20 protein-coding genes are annotated in these 20,718 nt (G+C 45.7%); 5 read left to right on the forward strand and 15 right to left on the reverse strand.

The window, feature by feature from the left end:
* The first annotated feature begins 52 nt into the window (after window positions 1-52).
* Entirely contained in the window at window positions 53-970 is a 918-nt protein-coding gene (locus tag FK220_RS05225; RefSeq protein WP_152573205.1) for a polysaccharide deacetylase family protein, read from the forward strand.
* A 146-nt stretch (window positions 971-1,116) separates the two neighbouring features.
* Here the strand turns inward: FK220_RS05225 and FK220_RS05230 are convergent, their stop codons facing one another.
* The gene (locus FK220_RS05230) at window positions 1,117-1,875 is read right to left on the reverse strand and encodes a LytR/AlgR family response regulator transcription factor (RefSeq protein ID WP_152573206.1); all 759 of its coding nucleotides are present in this window, start codon (window positions 1,873-1,875) and stop codon (window positions 1,117-1,119) included.
* A 25-nt stretch (window positions 1,876-1,900) separates the two neighbouring features.
* Window positions 1,901-2,986: a sensor histidine kinase gene (locus tag FK220_RS05235; protein WP_152573207.1), complete on the reverse strand. Its 1,086-nt coding sequence runs from the start codon at window positions 2,984-2,986 to the stop codon at window positions 1,901-1,903.
* Window positions 2,987-3,217: 231 nt separating this feature from the next.
* Between FK220_RS05235 and FK220_RS05240 the strand changes: the two genes are divergently transcribed.
* Window positions 3,218-5,602, forward strand: coding sequence for a TonB-dependent receptor (locus FK220_RS05240; protein WP_152573208.1), 2,385 nt, complete (start codon window positions 3,218-3,220; stop codon window positions 5,600-5,602).
* A 17-nt stretch (window positions 5,603-5,619) separates the two neighbouring features.
* A complete protein-coding gene (locus tag FK220_RS05245) occupies window positions 5,620-5,766 on the forward strand; it encodes a hypothetical protein (RefSeq protein ID WP_166204779.1) in 147 nt (48 codons plus the stop codon).
* An 81-nt stretch (window positions 5,767-5,847) separates the two neighbouring features.
* Here the strand turns inward: FK220_RS05245 and rpmA are convergent, their stop codons facing one another.
* The 5 genes from rpmA to FK220_RS05270 form a co-directional block, all read right to left on the reverse strand.
* On the reverse strand, window positions 5,848-6,108 hold the full coding sequence (gene rpmA / locus FK220_RS05250; protein WP_152573209.1) for a 50S ribosomal protein L27: 261 nt from the start codon (window positions 6,106-6,108) through the stop codon (window positions 5,848-5,850).
* A 39-nt stretch (window positions 6,109-6,147) separates the two neighbouring features.
* The gene (gene rplU / locus FK220_RS05255; protein WP_152573210.1) at window positions 6,148-6,831 is read right to left on the reverse strand and encodes a 50S ribosomal protein L21; all 684 of its coding nucleotides are present in this window, start codon (window positions 6,829-6,831) and stop codon (window positions 6,148-6,150) included.
* Between the two features lie 99 nt (window positions 6,832-6,930).
* Window positions 6,931-7,386, reverse strand: a complete 456-nt coding sequence (locus FK220_RS05260) for a DUF4199 domain-containing protein (RefSeq protein WP_152573211.1) — start codon at window positions 7,384-7,386, stop codon at window positions 6,931-6,933.
* Window positions 7,387-7,504: 118 nt separating this feature from the next.
* A complete protein-coding gene (locus FK220_RS05265) occupies window positions 7,505-8,257 on the reverse strand; it encodes a head GIN domain-containing protein (protein ID WP_152573212.1) in 753 nt (250 codons plus the stop codon).
* Window positions 8,258-8,413: 156 nt separating this feature from the next.
* Window positions 8,414-9,307: a DMT family transporter gene (locus tag FK220_RS05270; protein WP_238718900.1), complete on the reverse strand. Its 894-nt coding sequence runs from the start codon at window positions 9,305-9,307 to the stop codon at window positions 8,414-8,416.
* A gap of 69 nt (window positions 9,308-9,376) precedes the next feature.
* Here FK220_RS05270 and FK220_RS05275 point away from each other — a divergent pair, with 69 nt between their 5' ends.
* Entirely contained in the window at window positions 9,377-9,808 is a 432-nt protein-coding gene (locus FK220_RS05275; RefSeq protein ID WP_152573213.1) for a hypothetical protein, read from the forward strand.
* A gap of 52 nt (window positions 9,809-9,860) precedes the next feature.
* On the opposite strand, the gene FK220_RS05280 is transcribed toward FK220_RS05275, so the two are convergent.
* Window positions 9,861-10,997, reverse strand: a complete 1,137-nt coding sequence (locus tag FK220_RS05280; RefSeq protein WP_152573214.1) for an MBL fold metallo-hydrolase — start codon at window positions 10,995-10,997, stop codon at window positions 9,861-9,863.
* A 3-nt stretch (window positions 10,998-11,000) separates the two neighbouring features.
* Window positions 11,001-11,936, reverse strand: a complete 936-nt coding sequence (locus tag FK220_RS05285; RefSeq protein ID WP_152573215.1) for a threonine ammonia-lyase — start codon at window positions 11,934-11,936, stop codon at window positions 11,001-11,003.
* Window positions 11,937-12,260: 324 nt separating this feature from the next.
* Between FK220_RS05285 and FK220_RS05290 the strand changes: the two genes are divergently transcribed.
* Window positions 12,261-13,208 (forward strand): RraA family protein, encoded by a 948-nt coding sequence (locus FK220_RS05290; RefSeq protein ID WP_152573216.1) that lies wholly within the window; start codon window positions 12,261-12,263, stop codon window positions 13,206-13,208.
* 29 nt (window positions 13,209-13,237) lie between these two features.
* Here the strand turns inward: FK220_RS05290 and FK220_RS05295 are convergent, their stop codons facing one another.
* From FK220_RS05295 to FK220_RS05320, 6 genes are all read right to left on the reverse strand, one after another.
* On the reverse strand, window positions 13,238-14,515 hold the full coding sequence (locus FK220_RS05295) for a mandelate racemase/muconate lactonizing enzyme family protein (protein WP_152573217.1): 1,278 nt from the start codon (window positions 14,513-14,515) through the stop codon (window positions 13,238-13,240).
* Between the two features lie 41 nt (window positions 14,516-14,556).
* Window positions 14,557-15,666: a bile acid:sodium symporter family protein gene (locus tag FK220_RS05300; RefSeq protein ID WP_152573218.1), complete on the reverse strand. Its 1,110-nt coding sequence runs from the start codon at window positions 15,664-15,666 to the stop codon at window positions 14,557-14,559.
* Between the two features lie 57 nt (window positions 15,667-15,723).
* Window positions 15,724-16,176, reverse strand: coding sequence for a nuclear transport factor 2 family protein (locus FK220_RS05305; RefSeq protein ID WP_166204781.1), 453 nt, complete (start codon window positions 16,174-16,176; stop codon window positions 15,724-15,726).
* Between the two features lie 120 nt (window positions 16,177-16,296).
* A complete protein-coding gene (locus FK220_RS05310; protein WP_152573220.1) occupies window positions 16,297-17,235 on the reverse strand; it encodes an RraA family protein in 939 nt (312 codons plus the stop codon).
* 299 nt (window positions 17,236-17,534) lie between these two features.
* Window positions 17,535-19,034 carry a mandelate racemase/muconate lactonizing enzyme family protein gene (locus FK220_RS05315; protein ID WP_152573221.1) on the reverse strand — a complete coding sequence of 500 codons (1,500 nt, stop codon included), beginning with the start codon at window positions 19,032-19,034 and terminating at the stop codon, window positions 17,535-17,537.
* 161 nt (window positions 19,035-19,195) lie between these two features.
* On the reverse strand, window positions 19,196-20,716 hold the full coding sequence (locus tag FK220_RS05320) for a SusD/RagB family nutrient-binding outer membrane lipoprotein (RefSeq protein WP_152573222.1): 1,521 nt from the start codon (window positions 20,714-20,716) through the stop codon (window positions 19,196-19,198).
* Window positions 20,717-20,718 lie beyond the last annotated feature (2 nt).

The following is a 20,718-nucleotide window of genomic DNA, read 5'->3' on the forward strand; positions in this document are numbered from 1 at the left end:
AATCGAAACCGGCCTTTGGAAGTTAGTGGCCATTTGGGAAACTTAAAATTTGATGAAACATCGTAACAACTATCCTTTGTTTTTCTTCGTGCTTATGCTCTCCATGGTAATGGGTAGCCATGCCCAACCAACGGTAAGTTTTACCTTTGACGATGGGATGCTGGCAGATTTTCCTGAATATTCCTTTGAAGAGTGGAACAATCTATTATTACAAAAACTGAAGGAAGCGGATATCAAGGCGATGCTCTTCATTGCCGGACGTCGAAAGGATACCAAACGAGGAACACAGCTATTAAGTTCATGGAACAATAATGGCCATTTTTTGGCCAATCATACATGGAAACATCATAACTACAATAATTCAGCGATAACCTTCGATATCTTTGCCAAAGACATGCTACGGGGCGATTCCCTTCTCCGTACTTATTCGAATTTTAGAAAATTCTTTAGGTTCCCATATTTAAAAGAGGGCAATACTCCTCAAAAAATCGATGCTTTTAGGGCATTTCTAAAAGGCAACGACTATAAGAATGGGTATGTCACGATTGATGCATCCGATTGGTACATTGATAATCGATTGGTGGATAGACTTAAATCAAACAAAACGACCGACCTCGATGCCTATAGGGACTATTATCTGCAACACATCTGGGAGCGTGCCCAATTTTATGAGAACTTGTCCTATGAACTTAACGGTCGACACATTAAACACACGCTATTATTGCATCACAATCTGTTGGCCGCGTTATTTATTGATGACCTGATTAAAATGTTCCAGGAAAAGGGCTGGAAGATCGTATCGGCGGAAGAGGCATTTACCGACCCCATTTTTGGGTATACACCAAGGTACGCGGGTGAAAGCCTTATCTATGCAATGGCAAAGGATTCCGGTGATTTTAAAAACTTATTAAGGTATCCCGCGGAAGATGGTCGTTATGAGAAAGAAGCTATGGATAGGCTAGGGCTGTAGACCCATCCCGTAATACTATTCCTTTTCCCTAATGGTCGCCCGCCAAGATACCACGCCATAGTTTGAAAACCCGACCACCCACTTCAACGGGAAACCGTAACATTTTACCTGGCCGATGACCCACAAAAATTTTCTGTCGCCTTTCACTACAAATCCAACCAACGTTTGAAATTGCCGGTCCGTTCCCTGGAAACGATTACCTGCCCCTCTTCTTTGGGCAGCAATTTGAGCAGTAATCGGCTGTTGAAATAGGTATGGATCTCTTCGACCGCCTTTACCGATACCATAAACTTTCGATTGATACGGAAAAATTGCACCGGATCTAGGATATCCTCCAATTGATCGATGGTATATTCCACAGGGTAGGACTTCCCATTATGGGCATACAAGAAAATGAGCCCTTCATTTGATTTGAAATACGCGATGTCCTCCACATTGAACGATTTGAACTGGTTGCCTACCTTCACCATAAAACGGTGCTTGTATTCTTTCTGAAAGAAGTTCCGAATCTGTTCGAGCTTCTGATCACCCCACACCTTTTGGCTGTTGTCATTGGTTTTGCGAAACTTGTCCAATGCAGTTCGCAAATCGTTCTTGTCTATAGGTTTTAAAAGGTAATCCAACCCATTGTATTTAAATCCGCGAATTGCGTATTCATTATAGGCCGTAGTAAAGATGACCGGCGGATGTTCCGTCAATTGATCCAGAATATCAAAACCATACCCATCATTTAACTGGATATCCAAAAAAATAAGTTGGGGCAACGTATTTTCATGAAACCAGGCCAAACCACTTTCAACCGAGGTCAACTGTCCCACAATTTCAATTTCAGGGGCGAGTTCCCCTACCAATTGGGCCAGTCGTCTAGAGGCAATGTGTTCGTCTTCTATTATAACCGCTTTCAAATCTTTATTTCATTAAACCCTTTTGCTAAGAAACCGATAGCACAGGCCTCGTTACGGCATCCTTTCCCAACAACGGCATCGTCACCTTGAACGTAGCGCCGTCTACTTCGACCGCTACCTCCTGATGGGTATAAAACGCATACCGCTTCTGAATATTCTTAATGCCTACCTGGGTCGATGCTTCCTCCAATTTTCGCTTTCGCAATGTATTCTCGACCACCAAGGCAATCTTACCGACCGTATAGACATTAATATGCATGGGTCTTTCGTTCGAAAAATAGTTATGCTTCATCGCATTTTCGACCAGCATTTGCAGGGATAAGGTAGGTATGGCGTATTCGGCCGCATCTACTCCGATAGTCGTCTTGATGATAATCGAATCGGTATGGCGTACGTTCATCATAAAGATAAAGGAATCCAGAAAATTCAATTCCTTCTCCAGACTTACGACGTCTTCCTCCTTGTTATCCAGAATATAACGATAGGTAGAGGCCAATCTAGTAACGAAGTCAGAGGCTAAATCTCGATCTTCGTACATTAAGGAAGTTAGCGTGTTCAGACTATTGAATAAAAAATGCGGACTTATTTGGTTCTTTAGGGATTTGTACTTGGAAGTGAGTACTTCATTCTGTAACTCGTTCATCTTGAGTTCCAAATCCTTTTTCTGTTTTCCCGAAAAATAGAGCAGATTAAAGACCATTATGGCACACCCCACTACCATGGCACGCATCCAATCGACCCGAAATTGTAGGGCCTTGTCCTCTGCCGGGATTTGGCAAATGTCATCGAGTTCGTATAGGCCCATATAATATAAGATAGCCGCCGTCGGGGCTAAGAACAACAGGGTAAGACCCAAAGTTTTAAGGCTTCCTGGCAAATCGAGTCCGTTTGGCTTCTTTAGTTGTCTTTTAACCAACCAATCGTGTAACTCCCAGGTAAACATCACCTGAAAAAAGGCGGTAGAAAAATAAAAGATGGAAGCCGCATCGAAAAGGGCATCCTGTTCCCCATGATCAATGGTCAGCTTGACGCCAAAAAAAATCAGGACGACCACGAGCAGCCGAAAACCGAATTTGTGAAGTCCTTTTTTGCTTACCAATTGTTTTGCCATGACATAAAAGTAGCCAATATGGAAAGAATCTTAAGAGGATAACCGATGTATCGTCATATTTTGACCTGAACCGTCGAAAGGTGTTGTTGAACTGAAAACAATCCTTGGTCTGCTTTATTTTCCAGTACAAGCCTTAAAATAACAGTCCAAATGATTCCTTTACGGTTGTGCGTTTTTGACCCGTTCCCGCCTATTTGGTTTTTCATCTTTGGGTATCTAAAAACAAAGACAATGAAAAATCAACTCCTCTTACTCGTACTACTATTCGGGCTATTGGCCCATGGCCAAACCGGGACCATCAAAGGTCTTATCGTTGACAAGCAATCGGAAATACCCTTGATGGGTGCCACTGTGGAACTTCTGAATACCGCCGATGCCACCGGTGTCGTCACCGACGAAAACGGTCGTTTTGTATTAAATAACATCCCGGTAGGAAGACAGGGGATACAGGTTAGTTATATCGGTTTTGAAACCTATTCGGTACCCAATATCGATGTTACTAGCGGGAAGGATGTTTTTTTAAACATTGCCCTTACCGAAGCCTTTAATCAATTGGATGAAGTGGTACTGACCTCCAATACCAACAAAGACCAGCCCCTCAACAAGATGTCTACGGTATCTACCCGACAATTCGGATTGGAAGAAGTGACCCGGTTCTCGGGAGGCCGGAGCGATGTGGGTCGACTAGCGGCCAATTTTGCCGGGGTGTCCGCTCCCGATGATAGCCGAAACGATATCGTTGTACGCGGTAACTCCCCGACCGGTTTGCTATGGCGATTGGAGGGAGTACCCATTCCAAGCCCGAACCACTTTGGTACGGCGGGCACCACGGGCGGACCTGTTTCCGCCTTGAATCCCAACATCTTGAAAAATTCAGACTTTCTTACGTCTGCCTTCCCAGCGGAATATGGAAATGCCGTTGGCGGCGTTTTTGATCTTGGTTTTCGAAACGGGAACACCGACGATTATGAATACACCTTACAAACAGGAATATTCACCGGAGTGGAAGCCATGGCCGAAGGACCTATGGGGAAAAAAAATGGGTCCTTTTTAGTGGCCTACCGTTACTCCTTAGTAGGCCTATTGGGTGTCGGGGCAGGTGGCACCTCTGCCGCCCCAAACTACAACGACCTTTCGTTCAATCTTAATTTTGGCAACGGTAACCTGGGGAATTTATCGCTCTTCGGTATTTTGGGATCTTCGGATATCGATTTCCTGGGTGATGATATCGATGAGGACGACCTTTTTGCCGCCGAGGATGAGAACACCTTTGTCGAATCACGTTTTGGCGTACTTGGCATCAAACACCGTATCAATATTGGTACGAACTCGTATCTAAGAAGCATTCTGTCCCGCTCTTTTTCGGGAAATGATTTTACGGTCGATCGCTTCATCGAACAAAACACGCCCCAAGAAAGAAGCATCCGTTATACCTTGGCCGACGAGTCGGAAAACCGCTTTACCTTTTCGACCCTCTTCAATTCCAAATTAAGCAGTCGAAGTACCTTACGTCTCGGAATATTAGCAGAAAACTTTCAAGTGAAGAGCTTATTACAGGATCGTACGGAACAACCCGATACGAATGCAGATGGTGACCCCGACCTATTCACATTCCGTGATATCGATGAAAGCGTCCTATTGGTGCAACCCTACATACAGGGACAATTTAGGTTGACCGAATCACTAACCGTAAACGCCGGACTACACGCCCAGTATAGTAATCTCAATGGCCAATTCGCCTTGGAACCCCGTGCCGCCATAGGGTATCAGGTAGCTCCCGCCCACCGCATAAGTCTGGGATATGGTTTACACCAACAGCAGTTGCCCCTACCCATCCTATTCCTCAATGAGGAGGTAAACGGAAATTTAGTACAGACCAACAAGGACCTTGATTTTGTTCGAAGCAACCATTTCGTACTAGGATATGATGTAAAAATATCCCAAAACTGGCGCGGTAAGATAGAGGTCTATTACCAGGATATCGACAAGGCCGGGGTAGAATCGTTCGCATCAAGTTACTCTACCCTTACCGAAGGTGCCGATTTTGGTTTTGAGAACGACAGGGTCTCCCTGGTCAACAAAGGCAACGGAACCAATCAGGGAATCGAACTTACCTTGGAACGGTTTTTTAATAAAGGATACTATGGACTGTTAACGGGCTCCTTTTTTGAAAGCAAATACGCCGGTAGTGATGGGATTGAACGTAATACCCCCTTCAACAACGAGTATGTCGTAAACCTTCTCGCCGGAAGGGAGTTCAAGGTGGGCAAAGCAGGAAAAAACATCCTATTCCTAGATACGCGGTTGACCACTTCCGGCGGAAGGTACGCCACCCCGGTAAATCTCGAGGCCTCACAACAAGCAGGATTCGAAGTCTTACGGGAAGATATCGCCTTTAGCGAACAGTACGACCCCTACTTTCGGTGGGATGTGAAATTCGGCATCAAAATCAATAGTAAGGAGAAAAAACGTTCCCACCAGTTCTATGTGGACCTCCAGAACGTGACCGCAAATGAGAATATTTTCGTTCGGCGCTACAACCGTTTGACCAACCAGGTAGACCAGGTGAACCAAATCGGGTTCTTCCCGGACTTTGGGTATCGCTTTCAGTTTTAATCTCATAAACACATGTAATGAGCAACAAAAAAGAAATACAGAAATTGGACTTGAACCCAACTACGATCGGGCTTAAAAAGAAACAGATAAGAAATAGGTTATCGCAGAAATTATGGTGGGGCTGGGGTACAGACTCGGTCGTTAAACTCAAAAGTACCGTTTAACGGGGTCATGTGCTTTTTTCATAACGAAACAAAAAACCCCGACAAAAATGCCGGGGTTTTTAACTTACTTTCAAAAGGTTCTTAAGCCTCAAAAGGCTCTACGGAAACATAGGATTTTCCTCCTGCTTTCTTTTCAAACTTTACGAGACCATCAACTTTCGCATGCAATGTATGGTCTTTTCCGGCGTACACATTCTCGCCTGGATTGTGCTTGGTACCACGCTGTCTAACGATAATGTTACCGGCAACTGCCGCTTGGCCGCCAAAAATCTTAACGCCTAAGCGTTTCGATTCCGACTCCCTACCGTTTTTCGAACTACCTACCCCTTTTTTATGTGCCATATCTTATGGTTTTATATTGTTTTACTTAGTGACAAGTACTTATGCCTTACCACCGTCCAGTTCGTCTTGCCATTTCTTCAACTCATCCCACTTGCCTTCGGCCGCCAATTTTGCCTGCTCTGGCCATGTGTCGGTAACGTGGTTTCCACGAACGTCGGCAATGATTTCAGAAAGTTTTTCCGGCTTCGCCTTGGCCAAATCCGCAAATGTAGCGATTCCGCCGGCCACCAACGTCTCTGCAATTTTTGGACCGATGCCTTCAATTTTTTTCAAATCGTCTGCTTTGACCTTGGCTTTTGCCGGGGCCTTTTTCGCTGGAGCCTCTTTTTCAACCGCGGGTTTAGCCTCGGCTTTGGCCTTTGGTGCCGCTTTAGGCTTCTCCGCCTTCGCCGGTGCAGCCTTTTTAGCTCCCTTGGCCACGATACTCTCAATCACGATTTCGGTCAACGACTGGCGATGTCCGTTTTTCTTTTTGTACCCTTTTCGCCTTTTCTTTTTGAAAACGATTACCTTGTCACCACGAAGGTGCTTCACGACTTTCGCCTCTACGGCTGCGCCGTCTATAGCTGGGGCGCCTACGGTGATGTTCTTGCCGTCGTCCAAAAGAAGTACATTGTCAAAAGTTACCTTTTTACCTTCTTCGGTCTGTAAACGGTGAACATACACTTTTTGGTCTTTCGCAACTTTGAATTGCTGCCCTGCCATCTCTACAATTGCATACATAGCGTGTATATTATATTTATTGATAAACGCTCATTTTTTTCAATAAGCGGATGCAAATATACTGCTAAATGCCGAATGCACAAGCTATTTTGATGGTTTTTAGACCGGTTTTTTGTTTGGGTTATTGCTAGACTTGAACAATTGCATAAAAGACAAAGTCAACACCAATGTGGTCGCGAACCCCATGATGGCAACAGTAAAGAAAAGAATAGCCTCAAAACTCTTGAATGACTTGAACCAAGCCTGTGCAATCTGCTGCATAAATTCCGGATTGATCTCGGTACAATACAGGGCGAAAAAAATGGTGAAAATCAAAGTCCCTACGAAACCGGTTACCACTCCTGCCATAAAACCCCTGCGATAATCGAACTTCTCCGGGTCTTCTATTCTACGATACCGGATGGCCTCATAAATACCAAATCCCGTGATGACCCCGTTGAACAAACTAAAAAAAATATTGGTATGTAGATTGAACAAAGAAAGTATCAGAAAATAGGCGATCAACGACCCACTAACCGCGATACCAAATCGGATGGGCAGCGTAAATTGTTTCATATAGGGAGTTTTAACATTATGCTCAAAAGTTAAGAAATACTTTTAAAACTCCCTATAAATTCTTTGTTAAAGCCTTTTTTGATAAAGGGGGGATTCGTATCGTCCAAAAATGGTGCAATCAACCCACTTTACGAATGGATGCTTCCCCGATCACGATGCCCTTTTCGACCTCGGGATTTCCAGCATAGTTAATGGTCGCTTCCCCAAAGCAGGTAATCTTTAAGCGATCCGATACCTTCACCCTGAAATTACTTTCCCCGTAGGCGGTAATCTTGGTCGATCTGTTACGGATTTCGGACGCGTTTACCTCGCTTTCCCCATAGGCCCTGTACACCTGATGGTTGACGGAACCATCGGTGATTTCCAAATAGCTCTCCCCATAGATGGCGACTGTGAGATTCTCTGCAATCAGATTATCAAAATAGACTTTCGACTCCCCGAAGATGGTGAGTTTCATGTTTTTTTGGTTCATGGCACTTGCCACATGTACCTTCTCTTCACCCCGTATCGACAAGTTCTTCAATCTTTTATAAGTAATGGTTACTTTAGCCATGGTACCGTCGTAAATCGAACGACGGCCCTCATAGTTGTCGTAAGCTACCCTTTCGGATTTGGTGATTACCCTGGCGCCATCCAAATACACCCGTAGTGTTTTTCCCGATACTTCAAAATTAATTTTGTCCTTGGAAATCTCTGACTCGTTAATGACCACCGACTCTTCGTTCCCCTCTTTGAGTATTACTTCGATATGTGGACTAACGATTAGTTTCTCAAACGATTTTACCGGAATAGCTTCCAATTGGCCACTGACGCTTTGTAGGCTGAATACAGTTATCATCAGCACTGTTGTGAATACTGTCAACTTTTTCATTTTCTATTAATTTATGATTGATTCCCTTTAAAGATAGTAATGGAATAAAATTGTTACAGTTTTTAACAATACCTAATCCCTCATCCCAGACTTGGGACAGCCAAGAGAGTTTTGTATCGACTATCGCAGGCAACAATATGGGTTCAGGTCCTTTCTTCAGCGCCTCTTCTTGTTCACCAACCACACTCCGAACAAAATGATGAGTCCTCCAACCAATTGATACGCATTAATGGATTCTCCGTCCCATAGACCCCATAGTATAGCGACCAGAGGAATCAAATAGGTGACGGAAGCCGCAAAGACCGGACTCGACACCTTGATAAGATTATTAAAGAAGATATTGGCAATAGCAGTTCCAAAAAGCGCAAGTGCCAGTAGATACCAGATAGCATCTTTCATAGCCTCATCACTGTTGATTTCTTCCAAAAAACCAGAGTAGGACACCAACACAATCGCTGGCAATATAGCCACCGCAAAACTTGCCGTGGTCACTGCCAACGGACTCAAATGTTGTAATTTGGTCTTGATGATGTTGATGTTCAATGCATATCCAAGGGCCGAGAGCAATATAAATATGGAATACCAATAATTTTGATCAGGGCTGAATTCCATACCCGTAATAATTAATGACAGGGTACCGAACAGACCGATAAAAACCCCCACTAACTGTCTTTTGGTGATTACCAATCCAAATAGACCGATACCGACCAGAGTGGTAAGCAGTGGTACCGTGGAGTTAAATATGGAAGTCACCCCACTATCCAATTCGGTCTGGGCGACGGCGAACAGAAAAGGCGGAAAAAAGCTGCTGAGGAGCCCGGCCATTACCAACCATTTCCAATCCTTCAGCATTGGCAAAGCCAAGGTTCGAAAACCAAAAAGCAGTAAGAACAAAGAGGCGAAAACGATTCGAAGTCCTCCTACCTGAAGGGCGGTCATACCAAGTAGCGACTTTTTGATCAAAATAAACGATGAACCCCAAATCAACGATAGGAGTGCTAAATACAACCATTTTTTTGCATAATCGCCCAAAGAGATAATTTCTGGCAAAAGTGCTACTTTTCAAAGAAAGATTTGTAGGCTTATTTCGTAATTTTATCAAACATAAAAAACGATTCTATGGCGAAGCTCAAAAACTACCTGGTTTCAGTACTTATCTTCTTTTTTATTTTTTCCTGCAAAGAGGAAAAAAAAGCAACGCAATCAGAAGGGCCTTCCCAGATGGAGCAGGTGATGGCCGTTCATGACGAGGTAATGCCAAAGATGGGCAAAATTGGAAGGCTTGTTGGCGAACTGAAAAGCAAAATCGATTCCACGGAGCAAGGGATGGCCTATGAAAAAGCCATGAAAGACCTTCAGGATGCCAATAAATCGATGATGGACTGGATGCAGGGTTTCGGAAACCGCTTCGACTCCGACGAAATCCTGAACGGAAAAGCCTTGTCGGAAGAAAAACAGCGATGGCTCGATGAGGAAGAGGCCAAAATGAACCAAGTAAAGGAGAAAATCAATTCGAGCATTGCAAAGGCGGAGGCACTTTTAAAACAATAGGTCGTTCTACTGCTTGTGCTGATTTAGCGCTTTCCGCTAGATTATAAGAAAATCAAAAATTGGTCCACCAATCTTCTTGGATCGGCTTATCGCCATTCAAATAGATAGGTTCCCCTATTTTTGGGACTGTCCATGGTATTCCCAATTCATTCGCTTTTTGGGTCAGGCGTTCCACGGGTTCGGTCCATGGATGCATGGCCAGTTTGAAGGAACCCCAGTGAATCGGCATGATAGTTTGGGCCTGGACATCGATTCCCGCTTGTACGGTTTCCTCGGGCATCATATGAATTTCTTTCCAAAGTTCGTTGTATTGCCCGCATTCCATCATGGCGAAATCAAATGGCCCATATTGGGCGCCTATTTCCTTAAAATGTAGCCCGTACCCACTATCACCACTGAAGAAAATATTTTCTTTGGTCGATTGGATGATCCAAGAACACCATAAGGTTTTTCCCCGATCGTTCAATCCTCGACCCGAAAAATGTTGGGCAGGAGCACAAATAAACTTTAAGTCTTGAAACTGGATTTCATCCCACCAGTCCGACTCCACAATGATATCTTCCGAAACACCCCATTCCCGAAGGTGGGCACCTACTCCCAAAGGAACGTAAAACCGTGCTACTTTATCTTTGAGCAATTGTACCGACCCATAATCTAGATGATCATAGTGGTCGTGTGAAAAGATAACAGCATCGATTTTTGGCAGTTTTTCCATGGCAATGGGCAGCTCTGCACTAAAACGGTTCGCTCCCAACCAAGGATGTGGTGCCGGCACTAAACCGAACATGGGATCGATCAAGAGAATCTTTCCATTCATCTGAAGCAAAAAAGTGGAGTGGCCAAACCATATCATTCGTGTTGGCCCCTCATAATCGGCTATATTAAGGGAATCAATCTTTTCGACCGAAAGGTCTCGCTCGGGTTTGGTGTTGGGCTGTGGACTGAAATAGCCCGTAAGGGATTTAAAAAACTTGTCAAAACCCATCTCCATCGTAACGCCGTCCCTGTTGACAAAAACGCCTTCCTTATAGTTTTCGGAATGGGTAAACCTTGTTCTGTCAGCTTCGTTGGGGGTTCCCCCAAATTGCGGACTAAAATTCAAAAACAATACCGCAACGATAACCAGGAAAACGACAAGCGCTAAAAAGAACATCCCCATTTTTTTCAGAATTTTTTTGAGTTTACGCATACATCAGAATGGCAAGTTCCCCAGATCAACATTACCTCCCGAGATGATAGTACCCACTTTTAACCCTCTGAACTGTCGCCGTTCGCGGAGCAAGGCCGCAAAAGTTACGGCACTGGAGGGTTCAATAATGATTTTCATACGTTCCCAGACCATACGCATGGCTGCAATGATTTCGTCTTCGGTCACCCGAATGATTTCCGTTACATATTCTTTGATAATCGGGAAATTTTGATCCCCGAGGGTGGTACGGAGTCCGTCGGCAATGGTATTGGTAGTTTCGTTGCTTTCTATTATTCCACTTTGTAGGGAGCGATAGGCATCATCCGCTTCAAAGGGCTCACCCCCATATACCTTGCAGTCGGTTCCAAAATAATGAGCCGCCAAAGCCGAACCCGCAATGAGTCCGCCACCTCCGACTGGACAGAAAATGGCATTTAAATCAGGATGTTCCTCAAGCAGCTCCATGGCTGCGGTACCCTGTCCTAGAATAACCTCGAGCTGATTCGAAGGATGCAAAAAAGTAGCGCCCGTTTCTTGGGCAATCTGATCTGCCATGGCTTGCCTGGCAGCCAATGTGGGCTCACACTCATATATTTTTCCACCATATTCCCTTACTCCTACCTTCTTGACCTCCGGTGCGGAAGTCGGCATTACGATATGTGCGGTAATTCCCAAACTTTGTGCCGCCAAAGACAACGCTTGGGCAAAATTACCCGATGAATGGGTAACGACCCCTTTCCCCCGTTCTTCGTCGGTGAGCCGTAAAATGGCATTGGTCGCCCCTCGCATCTTATAGGCTCCTGCCCGCTGAAAGTTCTCGCATTTGAAAAAGACCTCCGCCCCTACTGCCTTATTGATGAGCCTGGAACTTAATACCGGGGTATTGTGTATATAGGGTTTGATCCTTGCGTGGCAGTCTAGGAGGGTTTGAGAATTCATATGTTGGGAGAATAGCTTTTATGATACCGTAAAGGTAAGAGATGTGCTTATAGAAAACTATTTTAGGGTATATTCAAATCGAATTAACAAGAAATGGGCCTCGTTGGATAAATACATCGTGAATATGTCGCCACCTATTTTAATCGGGTAGATATCGAGACTATCTATGACACACTTTTGTTAATTTAATTTTATGACTATTAGCGTTTTATGACCTTTAAATACGCTAGAATATCCCAATATTTTGCTATCTTGTTATCACCTTGGCAAGACAACTCTGCCCGCTTTTTGGCAAAGTTTTCAATGGATTAAAAATGGTAGGTTATGAAGTATTTATGTGGTATTTTGATTTTTTTTGTCGGTGGCCTTTTTTTTCATCTTCACTCCCAACAAATCAGTAAGGAAGAACTGATTTTTTTGACCCCGGAATGGAAAGGGGAGCGTTTCGAGGATGGAAGGCCCAAAGTGCCTGACGCCTTGTTGAAACGAATGAAACTGGTCACTTTGGAAGAAGCCTGGGCCGTACTGAAAGGAGCCAATTTCAAACACCAATATGCCGAAGGATGGCAAACGATCAATCCTGATAGTGTACTGGTCGGAAGGGCGGTGACCGCCACCTTTGTCCCGGGCCGCCCGGATATACATCGGGCCATTGACGACCGTGGCCATAATAAAGATGGCCGTATCAAATCCCAGAATGCCTGGACAATCGACTTATTGGTAAAAGCCGATGTGTATGTGGTGGACCAATTTAGCGCACACATCGATGGTCCTACCATTGGGGATAACCTCGGAAATTCAATCTTTGCAAAAACAGGGAACGGCATTGTTTATGACGGGGCCATTCGAGATATCGATGGCCTTAAGGAAATTGGTGGTTTTACGTCGTTTTTCCGTACATACCATCCGTCGCATCACTTGAACAACCCGGATGGGGAACTCAATACCACACTGATCGGCATCAATACCCCTACCCGTATCGGAATGGCTACGGTTATGCCCGGCGACGTAGTTTTGGGAAGGGATGGAGGAGTCATTTTTATTCCGCCCCATTTGGCCGAAAAAGTGGTGAAAACGTCTGAAATCGTTCGATTAAGGGATATGTTCGGACATCAGCGTCTTCGAGAACAAAAATATACCCCCGGACAAATCGACAGCCGATGGAGCGATGAAATTGAAAAGGATTTCTCGAAATGGCTCAACGACCATATCGACGAACTTCCCGTACCCAAGGAACAGATTCAGGAACTATTGAAAACACGTACTTGGTAGAGGGGTCCGGTGGGCAATAAATACCGGCCCTATTCAAAGAAAGGGACTCCCTCGACCGCGTACTTGCGCATTCCTTCCTCATTGATCTCCACCCCAATCCCCGGTTTTTCGGACAGCGGTATAAATCCATTCTCGACCATAGCACCATCAAATGTTACAATTTCCTTGAACATGGGGTTTTTGTGAAAATATATTTGCCATTCCAATACCATAAAATTGGGTATCGACGCACATACATGACAAGAGGCCATGGCACCAAGATAGGATGCGACCATGTGTGGTGAAAAGGGCACATAATATAGGTTGGCCAAATTTGCGATGCGTTGGGCTTCCCCCAGCCCTCCGGCCTTTTGAAGGTCGGGCATGACGATATCGACCGCCCCGGCTTCCAACAGTGGCCGGAATCCGTAAGCTAGATAGTGGTTCTCCCCGGCACAGATGGGTGTACTGGTCGATTCGGTAATTTTTTTGTAGGCTTCCACATTTTCCGCAGGGATGGGCTCTTCCAACCACATCAAATTGAGCGGCTCCAACACTTTGGCCACCCGTTCCCCGGAGGTCGTGTCGTAGCGACCGTGCATATCGGCACAAATATCGATATTCGGACCGACCGCTTCCCTGGCCGCTGCCATTTGATCGTACATACGCTGGATTTCGGCCGGGCTCGCCGTCCAATTGTATTGGTCATATTTATTGGGGTCATTGCCTTGGTCCAAATCGAACTTTACCGCCGTAAAGCCCATATCGACAGCCTCTTTCGCCGATTTGGCGAAATCCTCTGGACTGGGAAGTTTGTTCTGGTAAAGGGCAGTGTCCATATAGACACGAATACGATCACGAAACTTGCCGCCGAGTAATTGGTACACGGGCAGGCCCAACGCCTTTCCGGCTAAATCCCACAAAGCCGATTCGACCGCGGTCAATACCGATACATACATCCCCGCCTGTGCTCCCTCAAAAAATCCGCGTCTTCTCAGGTCTTCAAACAAACGATGAACGTTCAAGGGATTTTTTCCTTTGAGCCGGTCTCCAAAAATCTTGACCAGGTGATAGGTGCCAGGAGTGGCATCGACCCCCTCACCGTGGCCCACGATGTCCTGATTGGAATAAATTTTGACAAAGAGACTGTGTCCTCCACGGATGTAACCACATTTGATATCGGTTATTTTCAAATCGGAAGGTGCTGATTTCTTGGAAGTACTATCAATGGCACGTTCGTACTCCATTCCGTAATTTGTAAAAGGCATTCCGGTCAGGGCAGCGGTCGCCGCCACTTTCCCCAAAAAGCTTCTTCTTGAATTTTTCATGGTTTTTCAAATTTATCGATGGTTCAACTTAAACGAGTCCCCTATCTTTTTTCAGGGACCGCCCCTACCGCTTCGTCCGTTGGTTTTCCGCTCCAATAGGACGCCAATATGGAACCGGTGATATTCATCAAAGGCCCGAACACGGCCGGGGCCAGCCCCATAGTCGCAATTTTTCCTAAAGAATCGGCTATACCCGAAGCGAGTCCTCCGTTTTGCATGCCGACCTCTATGGCAATCGTACGCGCATCCTGCTCGGACATCCGGAAGAGACGGGCGTACCAATACCCAAGGGTATAGCCAAAAAGATTATGGATCAATACCAGTAGCATCAGAATACCTCCTATGTCTAACAGGCTATCCCTGCCCGCAGCGGTAATCACCGTAATAATCAAGCCAATGGCCAGCATGGAGACCAGCGGCATTGCCCTATCGAGCCATTGGGCTCCATCGCCCCTCAACTTATTGAACAAAAGTCCTGCGCCAATGGGTAGGATAATCATTTTGACGATACTCCACATCATCGCCAGAATATCAATTTCAATAAACTCCCCGGCCAGTAACTTCATCAACACCGGAGTAATAAAGGGTGCCAAAAGTGTAGCAATTGAAGTAATGGTGATGGAGAGCGCCACATTCGCCTTGGCCAGATAGGCCATGACATTGGAGGCCACTCCGCTGGGCGAACATCCGATCAGCACGATACCAGCCGCGATTTCCGGAGGAAAGCTACTGGTCTTGGCCAAGGTAAAACCCACCAGTGGCATGATCAACAACTGGGCCGAAACCCCGATCAAGACACCTTTCGGAGTTTTAAAAACCGCTGCGAAATCCCCGACGCTCATGCTGGTTCCCATGCCGAACATGATAATCTGTATCAGGGGAATAATAAGACCCGTCAACTTAAATCCCGCTATTTCGGTAAAGAGTTCCGGATAATAGAGTGCCACGGAAACCCCCGCAAAAATCATGGTAGTAAATACGAGTCCGTTGTAGGCCCTATATCCGCTGAATCCAAAAGCTAGGGTTGCAAAGAAGCCCAGGAAAAACGGACCTGCCTGATGAATTTTTCCGGTAACGATCAAGACCACAATCCATAGGAACAGAAGGGCTGCAATCCCAAGCGAAAATGCGTAAACCGTTGTTTTTTTCAAAATAGTTAGATGTTAAAAGTGTTTCCGGGGCCTATATGACGGGACGAAAACTCGACGCTACAGTTTGTAAGCCTGTCGTGCCAATAGTTTCCAGCCCTCTCCTGTTTTCTTAAAAATCATCATCACTCCTATCCGCACATTGGTAGCCTCCCCTGCGTCGGCACCATCGGCCTGCAAGATATGGCGCACCACACCCACATCGTCCAATACCGAATATTTAGGCTCTTCCGTATCGATGTGCAAAAACTCAAAAGGGCCTTTGATCACCGCTTCCAAAAACTGTGTATGGTTTTCTATGGTACCGCTAGAATGACCATAGCTCAATTCGGGTAATGTCAAGGTCTTGAGCACTGTCTCGTTCTTGTCGATCATGGCCTGGTAAAAAGTACCCACTGTTTCCTCCAAGGTATTTTCCCCAGGTTCTACCTTTTGCGCGCTGACCAGAACATTTGAAATCAGAAATAGGTAAGGAACAATTTTCGGAATGACAGATTTATGGAATATCCCCATGGCAAAATATTTAAAAGGATGGTACCATCGATAGGATGATATGTTGGTGGCTACAAGGCTAAAAAAAATAGGACAATAACCTCTTCGGTGGTGTTCTTTTAAGCGGAACAATCCCATATCTTATTCTTTATCGGTATTATTGAGATAGTCGTCCAATTCCTTTCGTGTCATCGGTAATTTGTTATCTGGATATTCTTTGATCCAATTCCGGAAATCTGCCTCTATCGCTGAGGTCCATTTCGTATCGATCTGGCCCGGGGCATACTTTTTTTCCCGAAGCCGTTGAAACCCGAACTGGTCCCTTAGCCCTACCACCTCGGAAGAAAGTACCAATTCACTGGCAAGATGGGCGGGGATAAAGATGGTTCCATGTCGATTGGCGAGTACCACATCTCCCGGAAGTATGGTCGCCCTCCCTATACGAATGGGAGTGTTGATCTCGCTCAGCATTTGCTCTGCTAAAAAAGAGGGGTCGTCCCCACGATACCATCCGTTGAATCCTTCGATTTCCAATAGTCCGGCTACATCGCGAACGCCGCCATCGAAAATGACCCCATTTTGCGAATTCGCAAAAATGGCATTTCCCAGGTTGGAACCGATCAATGTGCCATCGATTATCCGTCCGTAGCCGTCGGCGACATACACATCGCCAGGAACCAGCATTTCAATCGGCCATGAGTTGCTTCCCCCAATGGTATCCCGATTTTCCTGGGCACCCTTGACTTTGATCAACTCTTTATAATCGGGACGCAACGGCATATATTGGGCGGTAACCACACGCCCGGTCATGACCCTGTCGGGATGAAGAATTTTCCAGTCACCCTCGTACTGATTGTGGTATCCTTTTCTTCGTAAGTATCCCCAGGCCTCCTCTATTTGGATATTCTTCATTCGTTTGAGTAGTGCATCGGATACCTTGGGTCTACCGTCGGGAAAACGTTCTCCCTTCCAGTCGGCGGTCAGTTCCATGATATATTCCGGCGTAGCCGCTACTCCTTGGGATTGGACCGAAGAGAAGGTTAAAAATGCAATGGTCAGAATGAATTGGATGCTTTTCATGTGATATGGTTTGTTGTCGTTCTTGGTTTATTTGATATTTTTATAAGTTGTTATTTTGGCTTACACGTAAAAAAGGTAGTTTTTGAAATGATTAAGACACTTTTACACGATCTCTTAAATTACTCAAAAAATCCGTATTGTTCCTTTTGGGCGCATTGGCAAGGTACTAAAAAGCTTGGGGCTGGGCGCCCTACTCAAGAATAGGGGCCCAACAACCAAACTTCAACTAACTCAAACTCTACCTTCCAATAGGCTATTGCAACCTTGTTTTTTCTATGAACTTGTCACGGGTGCCCATGCTAACTATAGGTTCGATCATGGGAACGCTGCTCGTTCCATTCCTTGGTCGGGGCAAAATAGCTTTTGTCCCTAGGATCGATATGCTTTTTCAATACCTCTTCATTGAGCTCGATACCGAGACCGGGTGCGGTCAACGGTACGGTAGCAAATCCGTTCTCTATCATTTTATAACCTCCTACGGTTTTTACCAAATCTTCCCACCAGGGAAGGTCGACCGAATGATGTTCTAAGGCCAAGAAGTTTTGGGTGGCCGCGGCACAGTGTACATTGGCCATGAAGGACACCGGGGTTCCCGCCTGATGCATTGCCATGGCGATACCAAATTCCTCGGCGTAATCGGCAATCCGTTTGGTCTCCAAGAGACCGCCCGAAGAAGCCAGATCGGGATGAATGATATCTACTGCCCTAGCATGGATCAAGGGTTTAAAGTCTTTTAACAGATAGATGTCCTCCCCCGTTGTGGTAGGCGTTTCAATCGAATCGGTTATAGTCTTCCACTGTTCGGTATATTGCCATGGCACCATGTCTTCAAACCAGGCCAGACGGTATTTTTCCAGTGCCCTCGCCAAGCGGATGTTATTGTTTAAATCGAAATGTCCGTAGTGGTCGGTAGAAATCGGTATTTCGTAGCCGACCATATTGCGAACATTCTCTACGACTTCCTGAAGGTGTTCCAATCCCTTATCGGTCATCTGAATCTGCGTAAACGGATGCATGGTATTGCCATAGGACATGAAATTACGTTGATCGCCCCATTGTGCCAGTGTTCCCTTTTCGTTTTCCCAGAACTTTCCATTGACGACGGTATTTGGTTTTCCTTTAAGTTCACCGATCGAGACATCCATCTTCAACCAGGTATACCCTTGCTCTTTGACCCTAAAATTGATCAACCGCTGTTGTTCTTCCGGGGAGCTTGCTTCCGGCGTATCGGCGTAGAGCCGCACCTTGTCGCGGTACCGCCCACCCAACAATTGCCAGGCTGGCACCCCATACGCTTTACCGCAAAGGTCCCAAAGGGCCATTTCTACGGCACAGACCCCGCCCGCCTGACGTGCCGGACCACCAAACTGTCTGATGATTTTGAATATCTTCTCTACATTACAGGGGTTTCGACCCAAAATTCGGCTCTTGAGCATCAGGGCATAACGGGGGTCGGCACCATCCCGCACTTCGCCCAACCCATAGATGCCCTGGTTGGTATCGATCCGGATAATGGCGGTGCCACCCATCACCTTCGCCAAGGTATATCGCATATCGGTAATCTTGAGTTCGGAAGGGGCCGATGCACGGTTGACCTTTGAGGTGGTCTCGGCAACCGTATCCTCGAACGAATACCCCATAAAACTGGAAAGGGCAATACCACCCAGAGCGGTCTTTTTCAAAAAATTTCGACGGTCATCCCCCGTTTTTGGGTTTTCGATTTCGGCCTGCCGTGTCTTTGTATATTTTCGTTCGGCCTCTTTGTTTTGTGCAATCAGTTCCTGGAGTCTGTTTTTCATAGTTCGTACGGTTCAAATGGTTTGTTTCTCGTTTTGAATGGGTAACATCCAATTTTCCATTCAATTGGATTAAGTTAACAATCTTTCCCCCAAATATCAATAGCTGAAAGGAAACATGCATCCGTTACATGGTTAACCGACACAGGTTTCGTTTTTAGCAGTTATTCATCCCACCAAACCTTTGTTTCAAGATTATCGGGCCCTTGGCGAGCGATGGCTTCCTGGGCATTTGCACCATTGACGGCGAGCTCGTCCAGCGGATAGGTCAATCGATTTATAAAATCCGTAGAAATATCCTGCCCGGGAAATGGATTGGGTGTCAGGGCCGGAAATTCAGAACGTCTAAAATTGGCGAAAGCTTCCGGACCATTGAGGAAAGAAGCAACCCAATATTGGGTATTGATTTGCTCTAGGGCGTTGCCGGCATCAAACGGATTGGCCGCCAAATAGGCATCGATATCGGCATCCGCTATGGCGATGGTCGGATTGTACAATGCCATTTGCTCCATATGCGCACGAACACCTTCGTTATAAAAGCTTGCCGGGTCTCCAGTAATCCAGCCCCTTTCGGCCGCTTCGGCCAAAAGCAATTGGGTTTGGGCGTGGGTTAATATGAAGAAGGGAGTAAATGTATTCGCGATACGATTACGGTCTGCCTGACTGAATTCGTAGAAACTTGTTAGGCCAAGATCATCAGCTACCCCGACTATGGTACCATTATCAAAACCCAAGGGCATCCCGATTTGATCGGCCGGATCGGTGTTCTCAACCTCCGGTACTTGATCTGCACCAGATTCCGCCCCCGTGTAACGAACGGCAATAGCTCCGAGACGGGGATCGTTATTGTCCGCAAGAAAACTGACAAAGGGTGCCGCCAGATAAAAATTACTGGCTTCGGTAGAGTTCAAAAGACGCCCGAGGTCATTAACATAGTTGCCATCATGACGTACCACAAAATTGTCGTCATTCGATTCAAGAACTCCCCTGCTAAACGCTGCGGTCACCGTAGACTCTGCCAGCTGTAAATCTCGTTCGGTTAAACGCATTCCTAACCGCACCAGTAAAGAGTTTCCCAGTTTTTGCCATTTTGATATGTCGCCCCCATACAAGATTTCGCCGGGATACGTATCACCGTTCGGGTCTAGACCTGTGGTGGCATTAGTAACACGACTGATCAAATCGGGATAGATTTGGGCCTGGTCGTCATAGGCGGGAAGTACAATATTCTCGGCCCGGCCCAAACCTGCCTCGAAATAAGGAACATCGCCATAGGTATCAGTCAGCACCATAAAAGCATGTGCCTCGACAATTTCTGTCATCCGAAGCAAATTGGCACGATCCGGATTATCCGCTAGTGAGCTTTTGATCAGTCCAGTCACCTGGATCAGGTCTTGATAGTGGTTGTTCCATATCTGTAAGGTAACGTTACGGTTATCTTGATTGAAGTTGGCACCCGTCAAAACCCCGGAATTCGGACTAATGATCTGCTGGACAATACCCATTTCATAAACGAGTTGTGCCGTAGGCAAGGAGGTCTCAATAATGGCATTGTTCAATAAGAACACCTCATCAATCTCTGTGGGATCAACTGTATTGGTATTTAGTCTATCCAGATCTTCTTCACAAGAAACTATAATAAACAAAATGCCGAATACGCCTAAAAGTCTTCTAATATTTTTCATGG

It is taken from the genome of Pelagihabitans pacificus (genome assembly GCF_009371985.2).
Classification (GTDB): domain Bacteria; phylum Bacteroidota; class Bacteroidia; order Flavobacteriales; family Flavobacteriaceae; genus Pelagihabitans; species Pelagihabitans pacificus.

Coding starts and splice junctions, on each gene's coding strand:
- FK220_RS05315 (WP_152573221.1), bottom strand. CDS start 19,034: ATGAAAAACAGACTCCAGGAACTGATTGCACAAAACAAAGAGGCCGAA.
- FK220_RS05305 (WP_166204781.1), bottom strand. CDS start 16,176: ATGGGGATATTCCATAAATCTGTCATTCCGAAAATTGTTCCTTACCTA.
- FK220_RS05295 (WP_152573217.1), bottom strand. CDS start 14,515: ATGAAAAATTCAAGAAGAAGCTTTTTGGGGAAAGTGGCGGCGACCGCT.
- FK220_RS05245 (WP_166204779.1), top strand. CDS start 5,620: ATGAGCAACAAAAAAGAAATACAGAAATTGGACTTGAACCCAACTACG.
- FK220_RS05265 (WP_152573212.1), bottom strand. CDS start 8,257: ATGAAAAAGTTGACAGTATTCACAACAGTGCTGATGATAACTGTATTC.
- FK220_RS05280 (WP_152573214.1), bottom strand. CDS start 10,997: ATGCGTAAACTCAAAAAAATTCTGAAAAAAATGGGGATGTTCTTTTTA.
- FK220_RS05285 (WP_152573215.1), bottom strand. CDS start 11,936: ATGAATTCTCAAACCCTCCTAGACTGCCACGCAAGGATCAAACCCTAT.
- FK220_RS05320 (WP_152573222.1), bottom strand. CDS start 20,716: ATGAAAAATATTAGAAGACTTTTAGGCGTATTCGGCATTTTGTTTATT.
- FK220_RS05235 (WP_152573207.1), bottom strand. CDS start 2,986: ATGGCAAAACAATTGGTAAGCAAAAAAGGACTTCACAAATTCGGTTTT.
- FK220_RS05225 (WP_152573205.1), top strand. CDS start 53: ATGAAACATCGTAACAACTATCCTTTGTTTTTCTTCGTGCTTATGCTC.
- FK220_RS05260 (WP_152573211.1), bottom strand. CDS start 7,386: ATGAAACAATTTACGCTGCCCATCCGATTTGGTATCGCGGTTAGTGGG.
- FK220_RS05310 (WP_152573220.1), bottom strand. CDS start 17,235: ATGAAAAGCATCCAATTCATTCTGACCATTGCATTTTTAACCTTCTCT.
- FK220_RS05275 (WP_152573213.1), top strand. CDS start 9,377: ATGGCGAAGCTCAAAAACTACCTGGTTTCAGTACTTATCTTCTTTTTT.
- rplU (WP_152573210.1), bottom strand. CDS start 6,831: ATGTATGCAATTGTAGAGATGGCAGGGCAGCAATTCAAAGTTGCGAAA.
- FK220_RS05290 (WP_152573216.1), top strand. CDS start 12,261: ATGAAGTATTTATGTGGTATTTTGATTTTTTTTGTCGGTGGCCTTTTT.
- rpmA (WP_152573209.1), bottom strand. CDS start 6,108: ATGGCACATAAAAAAGGGGTAGGTAGTTCGAAAAACGGTAGGGAGTCG.
- FK220_RS05240 (WP_152573208.1), top strand. CDS start 3,218: ATGAAAAATCAACTCCTCTTACTCGTACTACTATTCGGGCTATTGGCC.